The 18,465-nt window shown below is 72.1% G+C and carries 17 protein-coding genes; 7 read left to right on the top strand and 10 right to left on the bottom strand.

Going from position 1 to position 18,465, the window contains the following annotated elements; all coding sequences use genetic code 11:
• The first annotated feature begins 19 nt into the window (after positions 1-19).
• The 3 genes from JOM49_RS12020 to JOM49_RS12010 all read left to right on the top strand — a co-directional run bounded on the left by JOM49_RS12020 (position 20) and on the right by JOM49_RS12010 (position 4,025).
• Positions 20-544, top strand: a complete 525-nt coding sequence (locus JOM49_RS12020) for a sigma-70 family RNA polymerase sigma factor (RefSeq protein WP_209671102.1) — start codon at positions 20-22, stop codon at positions 542-544.
• A gap of 15 nt (positions 545-559) precedes the next feature.
• Positions 560-880 (top strand): zf-HC2 domain-containing protein, encoded by a 321-nt coding sequence (locus JOM49_RS12015; protein ID WP_209664375.1) that lies wholly within the window; start codon positions 560-562, stop codon positions 878-880.
• Positions 881-1,220: 340 nt separating this feature from the next.
• Positions 1,221-4,025: an AAA family ATPase gene (locus JOM49_RS12010; RefSeq protein WP_209664374.1), complete on the top strand. Its 2,805-nt coding sequence runs from the start codon at positions 1,221-1,223 to the stop codon at positions 4,023-4,025.
• Here the strand turns inward: JOM49_RS12010 and JOM49_RS12005 are convergent.
• Entirely contained in the window at positions 4,005-4,502 is a 498-nt protein-coding gene (locus JOM49_RS12005) for a gluconokinase (RefSeq protein ID WP_209664373.1), read from the bottom strand. The two genes, JOM49_RS12010 and JOM49_RS12005, sit on opposite strands and share 21 nt — an antisense overlap.
• A 102-nt stretch (positions 4,503-4,604) precedes the next feature.
• On the opposite strand from JOM49_RS12005, the gene JOM49_RS12000 reads away from it, so the two are divergent.
• Complete coding sequence (locus tag JOM49_RS12000) at positions 4,605-5,552, top strand: cobalamin biosynthesis protein CobD/CbiB (RefSeq protein ID WP_209664372.1); 948 nt, start codon at positions 4,605-4,607, stop codon at positions 5,550-5,552.
• A gap of 685 nt (positions 5,553-6,237) precedes the next feature.
• On the opposite strand, the gene JOM49_RS11995 is transcribed toward JOM49_RS12000, so the two are convergent.
• From JOM49_RS11995 to JOM49_RS11980, 4 genes are read right to left on the bottom strand one after another with little or no spacing between them, the layout of a single operon-like run.
• Entirely contained in the window at positions 6,238-7,107 is an 870-nt protein-coding gene (locus JOM49_RS11995; protein WP_209664371.1) for an SURF1 family cytochrome oxidase biogenesis protein, read from the bottom strand.
• Positions 7,108-7,139: 32 nt separating this feature from the next.
• Positions 7,140-7,961 (bottom strand): fructosamine kinase family protein, encoded by an 822-nt coding sequence (locus JOM49_RS11990; RefSeq protein ID WP_308158723.1) that lies wholly within the window; start codon positions 7,959-7,961, stop codon positions 7,140-7,142.
• Entirely contained in the window at positions 7,958-8,371 is a 414-nt protein-coding gene (locus JOM49_RS11985; protein WP_209671100.1) for an arsenate reductase/protein-tyrosine-phosphatase family protein, read from the bottom strand. Before JOM49_RS11985 ends, JOM49_RS11990 begins: the two co-directional genes overlap by 4 nt.
• Positions 8,372-8,426: 55 nt before the next feature.
• Positions 8,427-8,996 (bottom strand): chorismate mutase, encoded by a 570-nt coding sequence (locus JOM49_RS11980; protein ID WP_209664370.1) that lies wholly within the window; start codon positions 8,994-8,996, stop codon positions 8,427-8,429.
• 32 nt (positions 8,997-9,028) lie between these two features.
• Between JOM49_RS11980 and JOM49_RS11975 the strand changes: the two genes are divergently transcribed.
• From JOM49_RS11975 to JOM49_RS11965, 3 genes are read left to right on the top strand one after another with little or no spacing between them, the layout of a single operon-like run.
• On the top strand, positions 9,029-9,841 hold the full coding sequence (locus JOM49_RS11975; RefSeq protein ID WP_209664369.1) for a Nif3-like dinuclear metal center hexameric protein: 813 nt from the start codon (positions 9,029-9,031) through the stop codon (positions 9,839-9,841).
• A gap of 25 nt (positions 9,842-9,866) precedes the next feature.
• Positions 9,867-10,604, top strand: coding sequence for a zinc ribbon domain-containing protein (locus JOM49_RS11970; protein ID WP_209664368.1), 738 nt, complete (start codon positions 9,867-9,869; stop codon positions 10,602-10,604).
• 2 nt (positions 10,605-10,606) lie between these two features.
• On the top strand, positions 10,607-11,692 hold the full coding sequence (locus tag JOM49_RS11965; protein WP_209671096.1) for a bifunctional RNase H/acid phosphatase: 1,086 nt from the start codon (positions 10,607-10,609) through the stop codon (positions 11,690-11,692).
• Positions 11,693-11,780: 88 nt separating this feature from the next.
• Here the strand turns inward: JOM49_RS11965 and nudC are convergent, their stop codons facing one another.
• The 5 genes from nudC to JOM49_RS11940 are packed head-to-tail and all read right to left on the bottom strand — an operon-like array spanning position 11,781 to position 18,450.
• Positions 11,781-12,791 (bottom strand): NAD(+) diphosphatase, encoded by a 1,011-nt coding sequence (gene nudC, locus JOM49_RS11960; RefSeq protein ID WP_209664367.1) that lies wholly within the window; start codon positions 12,789-12,791, stop codon positions 11,781-11,783.
• The gene (locus JOM49_RS11955; protein ID WP_209664366.1) at positions 12,788-14,173 is read right to left on the bottom strand and encodes a M16 family metallopeptidase; all 1,386 of its coding nucleotides are present in this window, start codon (positions 14,171-14,173) and stop codon (positions 12,788-12,790) included. The genes nudC and JOM49_RS11955 overlap by 4 nt, the downstream gene beginning before the upstream one ends.
• The gene (locus JOM49_RS11950; protein ID WP_209664365.1) at positions 14,170-15,456 is read right to left on the bottom strand and encodes a M16 family metallopeptidase; all 1,287 of its coding nucleotides are present in this window, start codon (positions 15,454-15,456) and stop codon (positions 14,170-14,172) included. The genes JOM49_RS11955 and JOM49_RS11950 overlap by 4 nt, the downstream gene beginning before the upstream one ends.
• Before the next feature lie 10 nt (positions 15,457-15,466).
• Positions 15,467-16,789, bottom strand: coding sequence for a DUF2207 domain-containing protein (locus JOM49_RS11945; protein WP_209664364.1), 1,323 nt, complete (start codon positions 16,787-16,789; stop codon positions 15,467-15,469).
• Positions 16,786-18,450, bottom strand: a complete 1,665-nt coding sequence (locus JOM49_RS11940) for a DUF2207 domain-containing protein (RefSeq protein WP_308158721.1) — start codon at positions 18,448-18,450, stop codon at positions 16,786-16,788. Before JOM49_RS11940 ends, JOM49_RS11945 begins: the two co-directional genes overlap by 4 nt.
• Positions 18,451-18,465 lie beyond the last annotated feature (15 nt).

Raw genomic sequence — 18,465 nt, 5'->3', positions numbered from 1 at the left:
CAGGGAGGCAGGTCGCTTCATGGAAATTACCGGAATGACCCGAAACGGTCCCGACGAAGAACTGGTGACGATGCTGTATCACCAGTTCCGCGACAGACTTTTCAGCCATGTGCTCCGACTGACCAATTATGATCGGCAGTGGACGGAAGACGTGGTGCAGGAGACGCTGATCCGCGCCTGGCAGAACTCCGCCACGCTGACCAGGGAACCCGGCATGCTCCGGGGCTGGTTGCTGACCGTCGCGCGGCGCATCGTCATCGACGGCTGGCGCTCGCGGCAGGCCCGCCCACAGGAAGTCGAACTACTTCGTCCAGAAATGGCGGGCTGTCCGGACGAGACCGATCAATCGCTTTCGGTCATGGTGATTGTCGACGTCATCAGCAGGCTCAGCAACGAGCAGCGGGCGGCCATTTATCAAACGTATGTGAAAGGTCACACCGTGCGGGAGGCCGCCAAAATTCTGCAGGTTCCCGAAGGCACCGTGAAATCGCGGCTGCACAAGTCCATGCGGCTGATCAGGAATGCACTGCAGGAGTGGAGCTGAGGGGACCGTGAGGTTATGGATGTGCTGAATTCACGGCATTCCGCGCTCGCGGCGTACGCAATGGACGCGCTGGACGAGGGCGGGGCCCGGAAATTCGAGCGGCACCTCTCGCGGTGCCGGCGCTGCCAGGGGGAGCTGACGGACTACCACCGGGCGGGGCTCTTCGGCCTGCTCCGCGACGCGGCGGAGACCGGCATGCTCAACCCGCTGCTGGACACCATCCCCCACCAGCGGACCCCGGAAGCAGCCGACGAGCCCCCGGCGGTGCCGTTGCGGCGGCGACTGCTGTCGTGCCGGTCTCGGTTGCGCCGGGTGCTGCTGCTGGTGGGAAGGTGACCGGGCCGGCGAACGCGGTCGCTACGGGCCGCGCCGCGCTCTCCTGGCTGCCTGGCGCCATGCGGGTTACCACCATCTCGACGGGTCCGGCCGGTGCACCCTGGGTGACCGGCACTACTGAGGTTGGGCCAATTCTGCCGCCGTTCGGCCCGCGGGTCTCTACGGTAGGCACCGTAGAAAACACGGAGAGTTGGGCGATGGGCCCTTCGGTACCTCCGCTGGTCACCGTCGGTGGCCTGGACAACCCACGAGAGAATGGTGCATTCTCCGGGTCCCACGCGCGTTCACTCCGTAGGGGATACCGAGAGCGGCCGAGGTGCCGCGGATCGGAGAGCTACACGTGACAACGTCTTCCGCGCTGGCGCCTGCCCGAAGACCAGCCGAGCTGGTGGGCGCCGGGCCGTTCTTCGGCCGCGAGAAGGAGCTGGACACCATCGGCGGCCTCCTCGCGCGCGCCAGAGAAGGCCTCGAGTCGCACGTCATGGTCTTCGGCGAGTTCGGCGGCGGCAAGACCGCGCTGCTCGACGCCGCCGCCCGCCGCGCGCGGGCGCAGGGCTTCACCGTGGCCATCGCCCGCGGCGCCCGCCTGGAGGTCCGCCTGGCGGGCGGCATCCTGCACCAGCTTTCCGACGCGCTGCTCGAGGTCATCGACAGCGACGGCACCGCGGCACTGCCCGCCCCGGTCCGCTCGAACTCCGAGTTCGACGCGCTCGAGTCCTTCCAGCTGCTGGTCCGGACCGCCGCGGCCCGCCGCCCGCTGTTCCTCGCCGTCGACGACGTGCACCTGGCCGACGCCTGGTCGCTGCGCTGCCTGGCCTACGCCCGGCCCCGGCTGACCGGGCACCGCGTGGTCATCGCCACCACCGCGAACCGCGGGCTCGCCCCGCTCAGCGAGATCTCCCTGCCGGAGCTGACCGGCACCACGCCCGAGGTCATCGAGCTGGGCGGGCTCGACCTGCCCGGGGTGGCCGGCCTGGTGCGCGCGGCGACCGGACGGCAGGACGCCGGGTTCGCCGCCGCCTGCCGCGAGGTCACCGGCGGCAACCCGTACCTGCTGCGTTCGCTGGTCAGCACCCTGCAGCACCGGACGCACAAGATCGGTGAGCTGACCGCCGAGCAGGTCCGTGCGGTCTCCGTGCCGCTGATCGGCGAAATACTGCGCGTCCGGTTGCGCGGCCTTCCCGGCACCACCGACGTGGCCCGCGCGGTGGCCGTGCTCGGCGAGGACGCCACGCTCGAAGCCGTCGGCGCGCTGGCCGGGTTGTCCCCGCGCGCGACCCTGCGGGCGGTGGACACGCTGGTCCGGCTGCACGTGCTGGCCGACAGCTATCCCCCGGGGTTCACCTACTCCTACGTGCGCAACGGCGTGCTCGACGACATGTGCGTCGCCGAGCAGGCCGCCAGCCACGCCACCGCCGCCCGCCTGCTGTTCGACGCGGGCGTGCCCGACGAGCGGGTCGCCGCGCACCTGCTGGAAGCGGGCCCGATCCGGCTGCCGTGGGGCGTGGAGGTGCTGCGCCGGGCCGCCCGGCGCGCGGTGCACCAGAAGAACCCCGACCTGGCCGGCGCCTGCCTGCGCCGCGCGCTCGACGAGCGGCTGCCGCCGGACCGGCGGCTGGCCGTGCAGCTGGAACTCGGGCACGTGGAGTTCGGCCTCGACCGCTCCGCCGGGCGGACACGCCTGCGTGACGCGCTGGCCATGGCCGAGGACCCCGGTGCCGCGGCGGAGGTCGCCGAGACGATGGTGCTCGGCTCCTGCGGTGACGCGGCGAACCGGCTGGCCATCTCGGTGGCCACCGAGGTGATCGCCCGGCTCGGCTCCGACCAGCGCGAAGTCGCCCAGCGGCTGCGCTACACCACCTACCTCGCCGCGGCCGGTGGCTCACGGCACCCGTCGGCGTGCGCCCAGCGGGTCTTCGACGACCTGCGCGCGGAGATCCCCGAGAACGACCAGTTGCGGCGCATCCACGCGCTGCTGGTCGCGGTCGCGCACGCCAGGGAAGCCGGTTCGCACGCCGACTTCCTGCGGTACGCGGCCGAGGCGCTCGACGGCGACTCGATCCCCGCGTTCGGCCAGCCGTACGTGTTCGCCCTGTTCAGCGCGGCACTGGCGGACGAGCCGGAGCACGCCGAGCGGTTCCGCAGGCTCGTCGAGGGCATGCGCGAGCCGCACGACTACCACCTGCGCAAGGGCATCGCCGCGTCACTGGCCCACGGCATGGCCATCCACCTGCTCGGCGACCTGCCGAAGGCCCGCACGTTCTTCGCCTCGCCGGTGCGGATGTTCCTCGACTCCGGCGCGGCGAACGACTGCCCGATGGCCACGCTGTGCCTCGCCTGGCACGCCGAAGTCCTGGTCGACCTCGGCAGGCTGGACGAAGCGACCGCGATGCTGTCGCACGTCACCGTCGGCGAGCTGTTCTCCGACGCGTACCTGCTGTTCGCGCGCGGCAAGCTCCGGCTGGCCGCCGGCGAGGGCCAGGGCGCGCTGGACGACCTGCTCGAGTGCGGGAAGCGGCTCGAAGAGCGCGGGCTGATCAACCCTGCGGTGCTCGCCTGGCGCGAGCAGGCCGTGCGTGCGTACCTGCTGCTCGGCGACCGTGATCAGGCCGGGGAACTGGCGGCGGAGAACCTGCGGCTGTCGAAGTTGTGGGGCACCCCGCGCGTGGTCGGCACGGCGTTGCTGGCGGTCGGCATCGCGGGCGACGACGGTGACGACGCCGAGCACGCCCTGCAGTCCGCGATCGAGGCGCTGTCGGCGTCACCGGCGAAGCTGCGGCTGGCCGAGGCGCTGTACGAGCTGGGCTCGCTGCTGCGGCGGCGCGGGCACCCGGAGAAGGCGGTACCCCAGCTGCGGCGGGCGGTGGACCTGACCGCGCAGTGCGCGGCGGAGCCGCTGTCGAGGCTGGCCGGGCGCGAGCTGCGGGCGTGCGAGTCGGCGCTGAGCGAGACGAAGACCAGCACGCACGGGCTCACCAAGCAGGAGAACCGGGTCGCCGCGATGGCGGTGCAGGGGCTGACGAACCGGCAGATCGCCGACGCGCTGCACCTGACCAGGCGGACGGTGGAGCTGCACCTGTCCGGCGCCTACCGCAAGCTCGGGATCTCGGGCCGCGGCGACCTGTCAGCGGCGTTCCCCGGCTAGCTCGTCCAGTGCCTTCCGGACGAGCGCGGCGGGCGGCTCGGTGATGTCGAGCACCTGACCCCGCTCGTCGGCGTCCAGCGGTTCGAGGTCGGCGAACTGCGAGTCCAGCAGCGACGGCGGCATGAAGTGGCCCGACCGCCCGGCCAGCCGCTGCGCGATGACCTCGCGCGGGCCGTTCAGGTGCACGAACCAGACATCGCCACCGCCGCGGAGCACGTCGCGGTACCGCCGCTTCAACGCCGACGAGGTGACCACGCCGCCGGTCTCCCCGTGCTCGCGGATCCAGCCGGCGATGGCTTCGAGCCAGGGCCAGCGGTCCTCGTCGGTGAGCGGGGTGCCCGCGGTCATCTTCTCGATGTTCGCCTCCGGGTGGAACGAATCCGCCTCGGCGTAGGCGACGCCGAGGGCTTCCGCCAGCGCGGTGCCCACGGTGGTTTTGCCAGACCCGGACACGCCCATCACGACCACGACCGTCATATCGGGCATGTTCCCACAGGCGGCTCGAAGGGGCTGGCAACCCGCGCAGTAATCTGGGCGTTCAACACAGGTGACATGGGGCCAGGCGAACGGGAGCCAGGGGTGAGCGCGGGGCGCGCGATCGGACTGTTGCTGGGGGTGGCCGCGGACGGCATCGTCGGGCACCCGAAAGACGGCCGTCCGGTCGCCGGGTTCGCCCGCGTGGCGCGGGCGCTGGAGAAGCGGATCTACGCCGACCACCCGGTGCCGGGTGCGGTGCACGCCGGCCTGCTGGCCGGGGGCGCGGTGGTGCTCGGCGTGCTGACCGAGCGCGCGGGCCGCCGCAGCCCGGTGCTGCAGGCGACCGGCACGGCGATCACCACGTGGGCCGTGCTCGGGGGCGCGGCACTGGCGATCGACGGCACCGAGCTGGCGCGGGACCTGGAGACCGGCAGGCTGGACTCCGCACGCGACACCCTGTCCGAATTGGACCCGCGGGACACGGACGGGCTGACCGTCATCGCGCTTTCGCGGGCTTCGGTGGAGACGGTCGCGGAGAGCACTTCGGACGCTGTCGTGTCACCCCTGTTCTGGGGCGCGGTCGCGGGTGCGCCGGGGTTGCTGGGTGCGCGGGCGGTGAAGGTGCTGCGGCGGATGAACTCTTCGCCGGCGAGGAACCAGCGGTTCGGGTGGGTCGTGGTCCGGCTGGACGAGCTGATCAACCTGCTGCCGACACGGCTGGCCGCCGCCCTGACCGTCAGCGGCGCGCCGGTGGTGGGCGGCTCGGCCGCGGGCGCGTGGCGGGCCTGGCAACGGGACGCCTCCGCCCACCCGAGCCCGAACGCGGGCCGGGTCGAAGCCGCCTTCGCCGGTGCACTGGAAATCCGCCTCGGCGGCCGGACGGTCTACCCCCACGGCGTCGAAGAACTCCCCGTCCTGGGCGACGGCCGCAACCCGGACGCCGGCCACGTCACCCGAGCCGTCGAACTCTCGCGCGTAGTCGGCTGGCTAGCCGGCCTCACCTCCGCCCTAATCGCCCTCCTAATCGGCCTACGCCACCGCCGCCCCTAACCCCCACCCTCGTACACCCGACCCCCACATTCAGGCGGGCGAACTACACGTTCAGGCAGCCGAACCCCACACTCGTGCAGCCGAACCCCACATTCGGGAGCCCGAGTCTCACGTTCCGGCCAGCCGAGCCTCACCTTCAGGCGGGCGAACTACACGTTCAGGCAGCCGAATCCCACACTCAGGCACGCGAGTCCCACGTTCCGGCAGCCGAGCCCCACATTCAGGCGGGCGAGTTACACATTGAGGCAGCCGAGTTCGACGCTCCAGCAGGCGAGTCCACGTTCGGCGGGGCCCGAGTTCGCATGCCCAGGCTGGTGGCGCGAGGCTCCCTCACCGGGAGGCCCACTCGCCGAGTGTGGAACTCGGCTTCCCGAACGCAGGACTCAGCCGCCCGAGTGCCGGTTCACCTGCCTGAACGTGGAACTCAGCTTCCTGAACGTGAGGTTCGAGTGCCCGGTGTGGAACTCGGCTTCCTCAACGTAGGACTCGGCTGCCCGAGTGTGGGCTTCAGCGTCCTGAACGTGGGACTCGGCTGCCTGAGTGTGGAACTCGGCTTCCCGAACGTGGGGTTCGGGTGCGTGAGCGTGGGGGTGGTTTCGGGTGGGTACTTCGGATCTGCTGTTTGGCGGCAGTGGGTGGGCTGGGTGGGGGTAGGAATGCAGGCGAGGCTGGGCCGGATGGGGGACTACTGGGGAGTTGCTTGCCGCGGAGGTGCGGGGGTACCGAAGGTTTCTTCGTCGTCGTCTTCGGCCAGCATCTGGGCAACCGTTTTCCGCCGGTCCGAGCCAGGACGAGAGCGCGGCTCACCGGCCAGCGCGCCTCCCGGCTTCAGCTCCCGCACGGTGAAGTACAGCCACCCCAGCACCGCCATGGTGCCGAAGGCGATCCACTGCAGCGCGTACGAGAAGAACGGTCCCGCCTCCAGTTTCGGCAGCGGCAGCGGTTCCAGCCCACCCGGCTGGTTCTCGTCCAGCTGGAAGTACCCCGGCCGGATCGGCAGCCCGGTCGCCCGCGCGACCACCCGCGAATCGACCGTGTAGCTGTGCAGCCGCCCATCCGTGGACTCGTCGGCGAAGGCGTCCCGCGCCTTCGGGTCCGTCTCGTCGATGCGCACCCGCGCGACCACGGTGACCGGCGCAGCGGGCGGCGCCGCGTAGGCCGGGACCCGGGTGCGGTCGTCCGGCCGGACCACGCCCCGGTCCACCAGCACGATCTGCCCGTCGGTGGTCCGCATCGGCGTCAGCACCTCGAACGCGGGCTCACCCAGCACGGTCCGCAGCCGCGCGATCACCTCGGCGTCCGCCACGTAGGTGCCGGTGAACGTGACCCGGTCCCACTGCGTGTCCTCGGTCGGCGCGGTCCCGCCGGGCAGCACGGCCTCCACCGACCGCGGCTCCGCGGTGAACGACTCCTGCAACGCGGCGTTCTGCGTCTCGCGCTCGCTGTCGCGGCTGAACTGCCAGGGCGCCAGCAGCGTGTAGCAGGTGGCCGCGAACGCGAACACCACCAGCGTCAACGCCAGCCAGCTCGGCCTGAGCAGGAACTTGAACCGCACCCCTCAACCGTAAGCCGTCGCCCGCGTCACGTTCACCCAACCCCGCGTGCGATGGCCAGCGCCTGCCCCGCGTACCCACCCCCGAACGCCACGGCGTGCACCAACAGAGGGAACAGCTGGTGCAGCCCGACCCGCTCGCGCCACCCGTCACCCAGCGGCGCCGCCTCGTCGTACGCGGCGAGGAGCCGGTCCAGCTGGGGCGTGCCGAACAGCGCCAGCATCGCCAAGTCTCCCTCCCGGTACCCACCGTGCGCGGCCGGGTCGATCAGCCACACCCGGCCGTCGGTCGACCACAGCACGTTCCCGCTCCAGGCGTCGCCGTGCAGCCGAGCCGGTGGTTCCTCGGGCACCCCCAGCTCGTCGAGCCGACGGCAAAGCCCTTCGAAGACCGCGACCTCGTCAGGTCCGTACAACCCCCGATCCGCCGCGGACCGCACATACGGCGAGATCCGCTCGGCGGCGTAGAACGAGGCCCACGTCTCGTGCCCGACGTTGCGCATCGGCTCCGGCCCCATCCACGCGTCGACCGGACCACCCGGCGGCGGCGCGCCGAACGCCTCGGCTCCCCGTGCGTGCAACGCCGCAAGCCCCCGCCCGAACTCCTCGGCGGCCGCAACGCCAGGGCTGCCGCTCTCGACGTACGAAGTGACCAACCACTCGTCATCCGCAGCGAGCACCTCCGGCACCGGGACATCGCCGTACTCGCCGAGCCACCGCAGCCCGGCGGCCTCGGCCTGGACCGGCCCCCGCTTGGCGACCACGGTCCGCGAGCCGGTCTCGACCCGATAGGCCGTGCCGCCGAGCGGCGTCGACCGCGTGACCGACTCGCCCAGGAGCCGCTCGACCGCCTTCACAGCCGCTCGCGCACCCAGTCCAGCAGCCCGGGCATGCTCCGCTCGATCATGCCCAGCACGTCGGTGAACCCGTCGTTGCCGCCGTAGTACGGGTCCGGCACCTCGGCGTCCGGCCCGGCGGACGGATCGAAGTCACGCAGCAGCCGGACCCGGTCCGGGTCGTCGACCTTGCGGCTTAGCTCGGCGAAGTGGCTCTGGTCGGCCGCCAGCAGCAGGTCCGCGGCGAGGTGGTCGGCGTCGACCTGGGCGGCGATGTGGTCGACCGGGTAGCCGGCGCCGGTCAGCGTCGCGCGCGCCCGGCCGTCGGCGGGCTCGCCGACGTGCCACGGGCCGATGCCCGCGCTGCTCACCCGCACCCGGTCGGCCAGCCCGGCCCGGCGCAGCTGCTCGCGGAAGACCAGTGCCGCCATGGGTGAGCGGCAGATGTTGCCCGAGCAGACGAAAGACACGTGGAGACTCACCCCGCTAGTGTCCCTCGCAGGCGGAGTCCAGTGATCGGCGGAGGGCACGCCGGTGCAGCTCGTAGAAGTTCAGCTCACGATCGACCGCCCGGATCGCCAGCACCAGCCGCACTCCGCACGACGGCCGGGCCCGGACCGCCGAGGTGGCCGCCAGTTCGGTGAGCAGCCCCTCGTTGATCCGATCGATCACCGGCCGGATCTCGGTCGGCAGGTCGGGGCGGTGGGTCGGCGCCTGCTCCGGGTTCGCCGTCCAGTAGTCGTACAGCCCGCGCTGGACCACCTTGTTCGCCTCGATCTGGTCGCGGAAGAACTCGACCGCGGCGGCCGGGTCCAGCCCGAGCCCGGGTGCCTTGGCCGCCACGCCGTCGAGGATCTGCTGCTCGCGCACCGGATCGTCGATCGGCTGGGTAGTGCCGAACTTAGCGGCGGCGACCTTGTTCGCGAGCTGCACGCGCTGCCCGGACAGCTCGGCCAGCGGATGCAAGGCGGACGGTGCCGACGGTGCGGCCACCGCGGCGGGCGCGGTCAGCAGGAAGGCGGCGGTGAGCAGGACGGTGGTGAACCGACGGCGCATGGACGAGCACGGTACATGCGAGGATCACCTGCATGCCCGTCCAGCTCGCCGACGTCCTCACCGCGCTCGAGACCGCCTACCCGCCTGAACTGGCCGAACCGTGGGACGCGGTCGGCCTGGTCTGCGGGGATCCCACCGAACAGGTGACGCGGGTGCTGGTCTGCGTCGACCCGGTGGCCGCCACCGTCGACGAGGCGCTGGAGCTGGGCGCGGACCTGATCGTCGCGCACCACCCGCTGCTGCTCAAGGGCGTGCACGGGGTGCCTGCCGACACCACCAAGGGCAAGCTCGTGCACCGGATGATCCGCGCGGGCGTGGCCTTGTTCTGCGCGCACACGAACGCCGACTCCGCCAGTCCCGGGGTCTCCGACGCGCTCGCCGAGGCGATCGGGCTGCGGGTGCTGAGGCCGCTCGCGCCGACGCGCGAGGACAGCGTCACCGGGCTCGGCCGCATCGGTGAACTCCCCGAGCCGGAACCGTTCCAGCGGTTCGTCGAGCGGGTGTCCGCCGCGCTGCCGCGGACCCGCGCCGGGGTCTACGGCGCCGGCGACCCGGACCGCGAGATCCGCACGGTGGCGGTGTCCGGCGGTTCCGGTGACAGCTACCTCGGCGCCGCGACCGCCGCCGGGGTGGACGCCTACGTCACCGCTGATCTCCGCCACCACCCCGCCGGGGAGCACCTCGAAGCCGGGCCGTGGGTGCCCGCGCTGGTCGGCTTGACCCACTGGGCCAGCGAATGGCCCTGGTGCGGGCAAGCCTCGGCCGTCATGCGGCACGCGCTTGCCGGTAACGTCGACATCCACGTCTCCACGCGGTGCACCGACCCGTGGACGATCCGCGCTTGAAGTTTCTGAGGGAGTTGACGACACCGTGAAGGCCGAACCCGCCGTGCAACGCCGCCTGCTGGAGCTCGCCAAGGTCGACGCGGAGCTGTCGCGGCTGGCCCACCGGCGCCGCACGCTGCCGGAGCTGGCCGAGATCGCCGAGCTGGAACAGGAACTGCGGGCGAAGAAGGACGCGCTGGTCTCCGTGCAGACCAGCGCCTCGGACCTCGATCGCGAGGTGGCCCGCCAGGAACGCGAGATCGACTCCGTGCGCACCAGGACCGACAAGGACCGCAAGGCGATGGCGTCCGGCTCGGTCGGCGCCAAGCAGCTGACCGAGCTGCAGCACGAGCTGGAAAGCCTGCAGCGCCGCCAGAACGCGCTCGAAGACGACCTGCTGGAACTGATGGAACGCCGTGAGGCGCTCGATCTGGACGCCCAGCGCACCGGCGCCGAGGTGGACAAGGTCACCGAGCAGCTGGAGCACGCCGGCCGCCGCCGGGACGAGGCGCTCAAGGACATCGACACCACGCAGGCGCGCCGGGAGCAGGACCGCACCGAGCTGGCACCGAAGTTCCCGGAGCCGCTGGTGAAGCTCTACGAACGGGTGCGCGCGCAGCGCGGCATCGGCGCGGCGCTGCTGCGTTCCCGCCGCTGCGGGGCGTGCCACCTCGATCTGGACCGCTCGACCGTCTCCGAGATCAAGACCATGCCCGAGGACGAGATCGTGCAGTGCGAGAACTGCAACGCGATCCTGGTGCGCACCATGGAGTCCGGTCTGTGAGGGTGGTCGTCGAGGCCGACGGCGGTTCGCGGGGCAACCCGGGGCCCGCCGGGTACGGCGCGGTGGTCAAGAACGCCGAGACCGGTGAGGTGCTCGCCGAGCGCCGGGACGGGCTCGGCGTGGCGACCAACAACTTCGCCGAATACTCCGGCCTGCTCGCCGGCCTGGCGGCCGCCGCGGAACTCGGCGCGTCCACTGTGGACATCCGGATGGACTCGAAGCTGGTGGTCGAGCAGATGTCCGGGCGCTGGAAGATCAAGCACCCGGACCTGCAGCCGCTGGCCGCGCGGGCACGGGAACTGTCGGAGAGCTTCGAGCGCGTGCGGTACGAGTGGATCCCGCGCGCAAGCAACTCGCACGCGGACCGCCTCGCCAACGAAGCGATGGACACCCAGGCGGGCAAACCGCCGAAGACGCAGGACCGCGTGTCCCCGGCGAAGTGGAGTGGGGCGGTCGGCACGCCGACGAAGTTGCTCCTGCTGCGCCACGGCCAGACCGAGATGTCGGTGGAGCGCCGGTATTCCGGGCGCGGCGACGTCCCGCTCACCGAACACGGCCGCCGCCAGGCCGACGCCGCGGCGAAGCGGCTCGCGGGCATGGACGGGCTGATCGTCGACGGCGAGCCGGCGCCGGTGATCGCGTCCCCGCTGCTGCGCACCCAGCAGACCGCGCAGGCCGTGGCCGACGCGCTCGGTGGCCGGGTGGAAACCCACCAGGGCCTGATCGAGACGGACTTCGGCAGCTGGGAAGGGCTGACCTTCACCGAAGCCGCCCAACGCGACCCGGACCTGCACTCGGACTGGATCAGCGACTCGTCCGTCCCCGCGCCGGGCGGCGAAAGCTTCGACGCGGTACACCGGCGCGTGCGAGCTGCACGCGATGACCTGGTGGAACGGTTCGCCGGACGTACGGTCGTGGTGGTCAGCCACGTCACGCCGATCAAGTCGCTGCTGCGGCTGGGCCTGGACGCCGGACCGTCACTGCTGTTCCGGCTGCACCTGGACCTGGCCTCACTGTCCATTGTGGAGTTCTACCCGGACGGCAACGCCTCGGTCCGCCTGGCGAACGACATCTCCCACCTCACCTAGCCCCCGGCGGATGCCGGGGCAATGCTATGAGTGGGGCATTACTTGCGTCCAATGCAAGTAATGCCCCACTCATAGCATTCGAAGTGGTCTAGGAAGCGGCCCAGGCTTCCAGCATGACGCGGGCGATGGAGGAGTTGCCCGGCATGACCAGGCGCTCCGGGTCGAATTCGGGGTCCTCCGGGTCCGGACGGCCGACGCGGCCCAGTTCGAAGGCTTCCAGCACCTCCGCCCGGGTGACCCAGCGCGCCGATTCGATCTCGCCGTCCGCGGGTACCAGGGGCTTCGACGCGTCCGCGCGGGCGGTGAAGCCGAGCATGATCGACCGCGGGAACGGCCACGGCTGGCTCCCCAGGTACCGGATCGCCCAGACCTCGGCGCCGACCTCCTCGCGGATTTCCCGCTCCACACAGCCTTCCAGCGACTCCCCGGCCTCGACGAACCCCGCCAGGATCGAGTACCGCCCCGGTGGCCAGGTCGGCTGGCGGGCCAGCAGCACGCGCTCGCCGTTGACACCGACGTCGTCGTGCACCAGGCAGATGACCGCCGGGTCGGTGCGCGGGTATTCCTCGTGCCCGCACCGGGTGCACTTGGTGGCCCACCCGAACTGCACCAGTTCGGTCGTGCCACCGCACCGCGCGCAGAAACCCGCGCGGTGGTGCCAGTTCCGCAGTGCCATCGCCGTGGTGAACAGCCCGGCTGAGGTGTCGTCGAGCAGATCGCCGTGGCCGCGCAGGTCCACCCAGACCTCGCCGTCGGCCAGCGGGGCCTGGTCGCGCAGGCCCCAGCTGCCGGTCAGCGTCACCCACTCGCCGTTTTCCGGCGGCGTGCCGGGGAGCGTCCAGTAGTCGACGCCCTCCCATTCACCGAGGAAGGCGGCGTCTTCCGGCGGCACGTCCCCGAAGGACACCGCCTTGCGCGTGGCCAGCGCGTCGCCGTCCCGTGGCACGGGGGTGCGGCCGGACTTGGCGTCCAGCAACACCACCCGCGCGTCGGACCAGCGGGCGTGCAGCCGTTCCGGGTCGCCGCGCAGGTTCTCCTGGCGGTCCACAGTGGACCGGGAGAGCGTCGGCAGCCGGTCGAGCTGGAAGGGCTGGGTCATACCTCTCCGATCGTGACCCCGCCGAGCGACTGGAGCCTGCGGCCGATGGTCTCGGCGTCACCGACGACCACCCCGGTGAACCGGTTGGGGGCGAAGAAGTCCAGCGCCGCCTCGGCGACCTCCTCCGCGGTGACCGCGGCCAGCCGCTCCGGGTGCCCGGCCAGCCACTCGAAGCCGAGCCCGGCCTGCGCCAGCGCGGAGAGCTGCCCGGCCAGCCCGGTCTGCGAGGAGGTGGAGATGCCGAGCGAGCCGATCGCGTACTGGCGCACCGATTCCACCTCGTCGGCGGTCGGCGGCACCAGCCCGAGCCTGGCCAGCTCGTACCGGGTCTCCAGCAGGGCCGCGGCGGTCACGTCGGTGGCGGTGTCCGCGTCGACGAGCAGCGTGGCGGAGTTGCCGGTGAACTCGAAACCGGAGTGCGCGCTGTAGGTGTACCCCTTGTCCTCGCGGATGTTCTCCACCAGGCGCGAGGAGAAGTACCCGCCGTAGGCCAGGTTCGCCAGCTGCAGGTGCGCGTACCGCGGGTCGGTGCGGCGCAGCGCCTGCGCGGACAGCCGCAGCTGCGACTGCACCGCGCCCGGCCGCGGCACCAGCAGCACGTCACCGCCGGTCAGCTCGGGCAGGTCCGGCAGCACGGTGGCCGCCTTGTCCGAGGCCCAGCCGCTCAGCGCGCGCTCCAGGTCGGCGACGACCTGCTCCGGGTCGATGTCCCCGACGATCACCATGGTGGAGTTCTTCGGCAGCACCGAATCGGCGTGCAACTGACGCACACCGGCCGGGTCCACCTTGGCCACGTCCTCGGCCTGCGGCACCTCGAAGGTGGCCGGGTGGTTGCCGTACCGCCTGCGCTGCAGGGCTTCGCGGGCGATCGTGCGCGGCTGCGTGCGGGCGATGGCCAGCCGCTCGATCAGCCGGGCCGACTCCCTGGCCACCTCGGCGTCGGCGTAGGACGCCTCGGTGAGCAGGTCCGCGAGCACGTCGAGCAGCGTGGGCAGCCCGCTGGCCAGCGCACTGGCGCTGACCGCCAGCCGCTCCGGGTCGACCACGGTGCTCAGCTCGCCGCCGATCAGCGCGAGCTCGGTGTCGATGGCCACCCGGTCGCGGCGGGCGGTGCCGGTGATGATGGTCTCGGCCAGCACCTCGGCGGTGGCCGGGTGCAGCGGATCGGTACCGGCGAAGGGAATGCTCAGCCGGAGCTCGACCAGCGGCACGGTGTCCTTGCGCACGGCCAGCACGCGCAGCCCGTTCGCCAGCTTGGTGTCCACATGGGACAAATCGGCGGCGGCGCGCTGCTCGCCGAGCGGGGGCACCGGGCGCGGGCCGCGCTCGGTGCGGCCGATCTCCTCGGCACTGCGGTGGTCCGTGCGCTCGACGGCGGTCACTTGCTTCCTCCCTGCTCGGGCTGGACGACCAGCACCGCACGTGAATCGGGGCGCAGCGCCTTGGCCGCGGCGGCGACGTCGTCCGCGGTGACCGCGGCGAACCGGTCGGCCAGGCCGTGCACCAGGCTCGCGTCGCCGTAGAGCAGTTCGAAGGCGCCCAGCGCGAGCGTGCGCGAGACCATCCGGTCGTGCTCGGAGTGCATGCCCGCGACCCAGCGCGAGGTCACCCTGGCCAGTTCGCGCGCGTCCGGCGGGGTGGCCGCCAGCAGGTCGATCTCCTCGTCGATGGCCTTGAGCACGCGGTCGCCGGTGACGTCCGGGGCGTGGATCGCGGTGATCGAGAAGGTGTCCGGGTCACGGGCCTCGAACGGGCCGAACAGCCCGGCGCCGGCGCCGATGTCGGTGACGATGGCGTCGCGGTGGACCAGCCGCTGCTGCAGCCGCGAGCCGTCGCCGTCGGTCAGGATCCCGGCGAGCACCAGGTTCGCCAGGTAGGCGTCCAGCTCACCGACCGGGTCGGGCATGCGGTAGCCGACGGCCAGCGCGGGCAGCGGGGCGTGCGGGTCGGTGTGGTGCCCGCGCAGCTCCTCGGTGGGCCGCGGCTCGGCGAACGAGCGGCGCGGCGGGGCCGGGCGGAACGGCACGTCGCCGAAGTGGCGCTCGACCAGCTCGCGGGCCCGGTCGACCTCGAAGTCACCGGCCACGGTGAGCACCGCGTTGGCCGGGGCGTAGAAGGTGTCGAAGAAGGCTGCGCAGTCGTCGAGCGTGGCCTGCTCGAGGTCGACGAAGTCGCCGTAGCCGTTGTGCGCGTTGGCGAAGGTGGAGTACAGCACCGGCGGCAGCAGGATCCAGGGGAACCCGCCGTACGGCCGGTTCAGCACGTTGAGGCGGATCTCCTCCTTCACCACGTCGATCTGGTTCGCCAGGTTCTCCTGCGTCAGCTTCGGCGCGCGCATGCGGTCGGCTTCGAGGAACAGCGCCCGCTCGAGCGCCGCGGCCGGCAGCACCTCGTAGTAGTCGGTGTAGTCCGGGTGCGTGGACCCGTTGAAGGTGCCGCCGCTGGACTGCACGTGCCGGAAGTGGGCGAGCTTCTCGAGGCTCTCGCTGCCCTGGAACATCAGATGCTCGAACAGGTGCGCGAACCCGGTGCGTCCCTCGGGCTCGGAGCGGAAGCCCACGTCGTAGTGCACGCTGACACCGACCACCGGTGCGGTCGGGTCCGGCGCGAGCACCACGCGCAGCCCGTTGTCCAACTTGAACCTGTGTAGCTCGGGTACGGCCATGACCGCCACCCTACGGGTTAGCCCGGTCACGGTGGGAGCGACCGGCGAGGGCCGATACCAACTCGTCGGCCGCGCCCGGCCGGTACCGCTCGGCGAGCCCGCGCACCGCGGCCGTGCCCTTCACCGTGCGCGCCGGGAGCGCCGCCGCGCCGAGCGCGAGCGCCGCCCCTGCGACCGACAGCACCACGCCGAGCTGGGCATATCCCACGGTCAGCGCGAGCAGCGCGGTCAGGAAGAGGCCGTAGAAGATGATCCGGACCCCGGCCCGCCGCAGGCGCGGGGTGCGCAGGAGGCCGTCGCGCCGGAGGTCGGCGCGGACGAACCGGTCGAGTTCGGCGAGGTAGATCCGCACCTCGCCGATCCGTACGTGTTCTCCCACCCGCCTGCCCACCACCGCCCTCAACGATGCCGCTTCGCGGCGCTCGTGTTCTCTCGAGGCGAACACCTGATCCAGCACGACCTGCTCGAACTCGCGCAGCGGCTCGTCGGACTCGCTGCGGGTCAGCGTCCGGTCCGTGGCGGTCAGGTGCCCGCGGTCGCGGAGGTCGGCGACGGTCAGGGCGGCGTCCATCGCGTCGACGCGGCCGTCTGCGAGCGTGCCCGCGTACCCGGGCGGATGGCCGTCCGACGCCCTGGACGGCCACCAGCGCCGCAGGAAGACGATCACCCCGGCCCAGCAGAGCACCACGAACCCCAGCGCCACCCACGCCCAGGCGACCGGCGCGGTCAGCAGGAAGGCACCGCCGAGCGTCGCGGACGGCACGAGCCGCTCGTTCGCCGGGACCGAACCCGGCGGCAGCTCGACGGTGACCATCATCCGCTGTCCCGGCGCGAGGTTGCGGTGGCTGAACCGGGTCAGGCCGACGTGGTCGATCTGCGCGGCCAGGCACGGCTTCGGGCCGGCGACGCAGCGGACCGCCTCCGGGATCTTGGGCGCCGCCAGCGAGGCGCGGACGAACTTCAGCTCGGTGTTCCAGCCCTGCGCCAGCGGCCACGACACCTGCGGGCCGACCGGGCTCGCGGTGATCGCCCCGTCCACCGTGTACCGGACCACCGCCGTGCCGGACAGCTCCACGGTGAACGCCTCGGCGGTCAGCTCGGCGTGCCCGTCGCCCTCGACGACCACGTCCCGGACGGTCAGCACCCGGTCCTGGTCGCCGCCGATCGGCTGGCGCAGCGGCAGCTCACGCGTCATCGGCTCGGTCGCGGAGATCGCCTCGGTGACGGTGAGCGCGCCGTCGCGCTCGACCCGCAGCTCGATCTCCGCGCTCTGCGGCAGCGTCGGCAACGGAGGGGTGACCGCGAGCAGCGTCGCGGCGACGAGCGCGATCAACGCAGCGACCGGAGGTGCCCTGCCTCGGCGAGCACGCCGTCCAGCGCGGTCAGGAGTGCGGGCAGGTGCGTGCCGAGCCGCTTGAGGTCGCGTTCCCCTTCGAGGCCGCCGAACCAGTACAGCCCGGCCGCGCCGTCTGCCTCCGGATCGAGGTCGGCGAAGGTGTTGAGCCAGCGTTCGGTCTCCCCGAGGACCACGGCGTAGGGCAGCGAGCGCGAGAACACCAGTTCGCGGTCGGCGTCGGGGATCTCGTCGGCCGGGACGCTCTGCAGGTAGCCGATGAGGCCGCGGATCTGCCCGGCGACCGCGCGCCCGCGGGCGGTGCGCCTGGGCAGCAGCCCGGCCCCGGCGCTGATCGCCAGGCCGAACACGATCAGCGCGAGCCCGAGCAGTGCGTCCCCTTCGGACAGTGCGAGCACCACGGTGAGCAGGAAACCGAGCAGCGCCAGCACCACACCGGCCAGTCCGGCGAAGCCGCGGCCGGGGCCGGGGCTGCGGGAGAACCAGCCGCGTGCGACCACGTCGGTGTACATCGCCTCGTCGAACGGCTTGAGGTCGATGCCGCGCCCGGTCCGCAGTTCGGACAGCAGCGAGGTGTCCGCACCCGAGGGCAGCACGGCCTGGAACACCGCGCGCTCGTAGGGGTGCAGGCTCTCGTCGGGGTCGTTGCGGCGGGAGATGCGCCAGTCGGTGATGCCGTCGGCATCGCGCACCGGGGCGATCAGCAGGTAGTTGCGCACGGCGAGGTCGACCACGGTGGCGGTCACGTCGACCACGTCCGCCTTGCCGTCGACGATGGTGCCGACCTGACCGGGCAGCACCCCGTCCGGCGAGGCGAAGAACACGCGGTCGTTCTCGTGCACCAGGATCTTGGCCGGCTCGGCCGGCGCGTCGGGGACGCTCGCGTCCCGGCGGCGGCTCCAGAACAGGAATCCGCACCACAGCAGGATCCCCAGCCCGGCGAGGGTGAAGCCGAAGACCGCGGTGGTGGTCAGCACGAAGGCGTTCGCCAGGGTGGCCGTGTCGGCGAACCGGGCGTTCGCGGGCACGGTGGCCGAGGGCAGGCCGACCGCCAGATCGACCGGGTCACCCGCCTCCAGTCCACTTTGCTCGATCTTGATCACGCCGCCGTCGGCGGTCTCGGCCGACTCGCACTGGCGGCCGGACCCACCGGCCAGGCAGCGGATCGAGGACGCCTCCGGCACCGGCGCGGCGAAGGACCCGGTGACCTCGGCCAGCTCGGTGTCCCAGCCACCGGCCAGCCGCCAGCGGATCTCCTGCTGGTCGCGCAGCTCGGCCACCGCTCCGTCCACTGTGTACTGGACGGTGGTCTTGCCCTCCGGGGCGCGGATGACGAACTCGTCCCCGGCCACCTCGGCGGCCCCGGCCCCATCGGTGGTGACGTCGCGGACGGAGAACACCCGCTCGGTGTCCTCACCGACGAGCAGGCGCAACGGCGCGTGCCGGGTAGCTTCCTGTCCACTCGGGACGGTCACCGTCTCGACCACCGACAGCAGGCCGTCCGGCTCGACCTTCACCTCGACCCCGACGGTCACGCCGGAGTCCTCTTGGCTTTCCGGCTGCTCCTGGGCCCCGGCGGCCGCGCCGCCGCCCAGCACGAACGCGATCGCGGCGGCGACGGCCCCCACATGCTTGAACACGGTGCTAGACCCTAG

It is taken from the genome of Amycolatopsis magusensis (genome assembly GCF_017875555.1).
Taxonomy (GTDB): Bacteria; Actinomycetota; Actinomycetes; order Mycobacteriales; family Pseudonocardiaceae; genus Amycolatopsis; species Amycolatopsis magusensis.
Note: the sequence above shows the minus strand (reverse complement) of the source record. Positions and strands in the feature narration are given on the sequence as shown.

What these genes read in the sequence shown, in the direction of transcription:
- JOM49_RS12005 (WP_209664373.1), bottom strand. Translation starts at nt 4,502, where the DNA reads ATGACGGTCGTGGTCGTGATGGGCGTGTCCGGGTCTGGCAAAACCACC.
- JOM49_RS12015 (WP_209664375.1), top strand. Translation starts at nt 560, where the DNA reads ATGGATGTGCTGAATTCACGGCATTCCGCGCTCGCGGCGTACGCAATG.
- JOM49_RS12020 (WP_209671102.1), top strand. Translation starts at nt 20, where the DNA reads ATGGAAATTACCGGAATGACCCGAAACGGTCCCGACGAAGAACTGGTG.
- JOM49_RS11985 (WP_209671100.1), bottom strand. Translation starts at nt 8,371, where the DNA reads ATGGCGGCACTGGTCTTCCGCGAGCAGCTGCGCCGGGCCGGGCTGGCC.
- JOM49_RS11980 (WP_209664370.1), bottom strand. Translation starts at nt 8,996, where the DNA reads ATGCGCCGTCGGTTCACCACCGTCCTGCTCACCGCCGCCTTCCTGCTG.
- JOM49_RS11975 (WP_209664369.1), top strand. Translation starts at nt 9,029, where the DNA reads ATGCCCGTCCAGCTCGCCGACGTCCTCACCGCGCTCGAGACCGCCTAC.
- JOM49_RS11950 (WP_209664365.1), bottom strand. Translation starts at nt 15,456, where the DNA reads ATGGCCGTACCCGAGCTACACAGGTTCAAGTTGGACAACGGGCTGCGC.
- nudC (WP_209664367.1), bottom strand. Translation starts at nt 12,791, where the DNA reads ATGACCCAGCCCTTCCAGCTCGACCGGCTGCCGACGCTCTCCCGGTCC.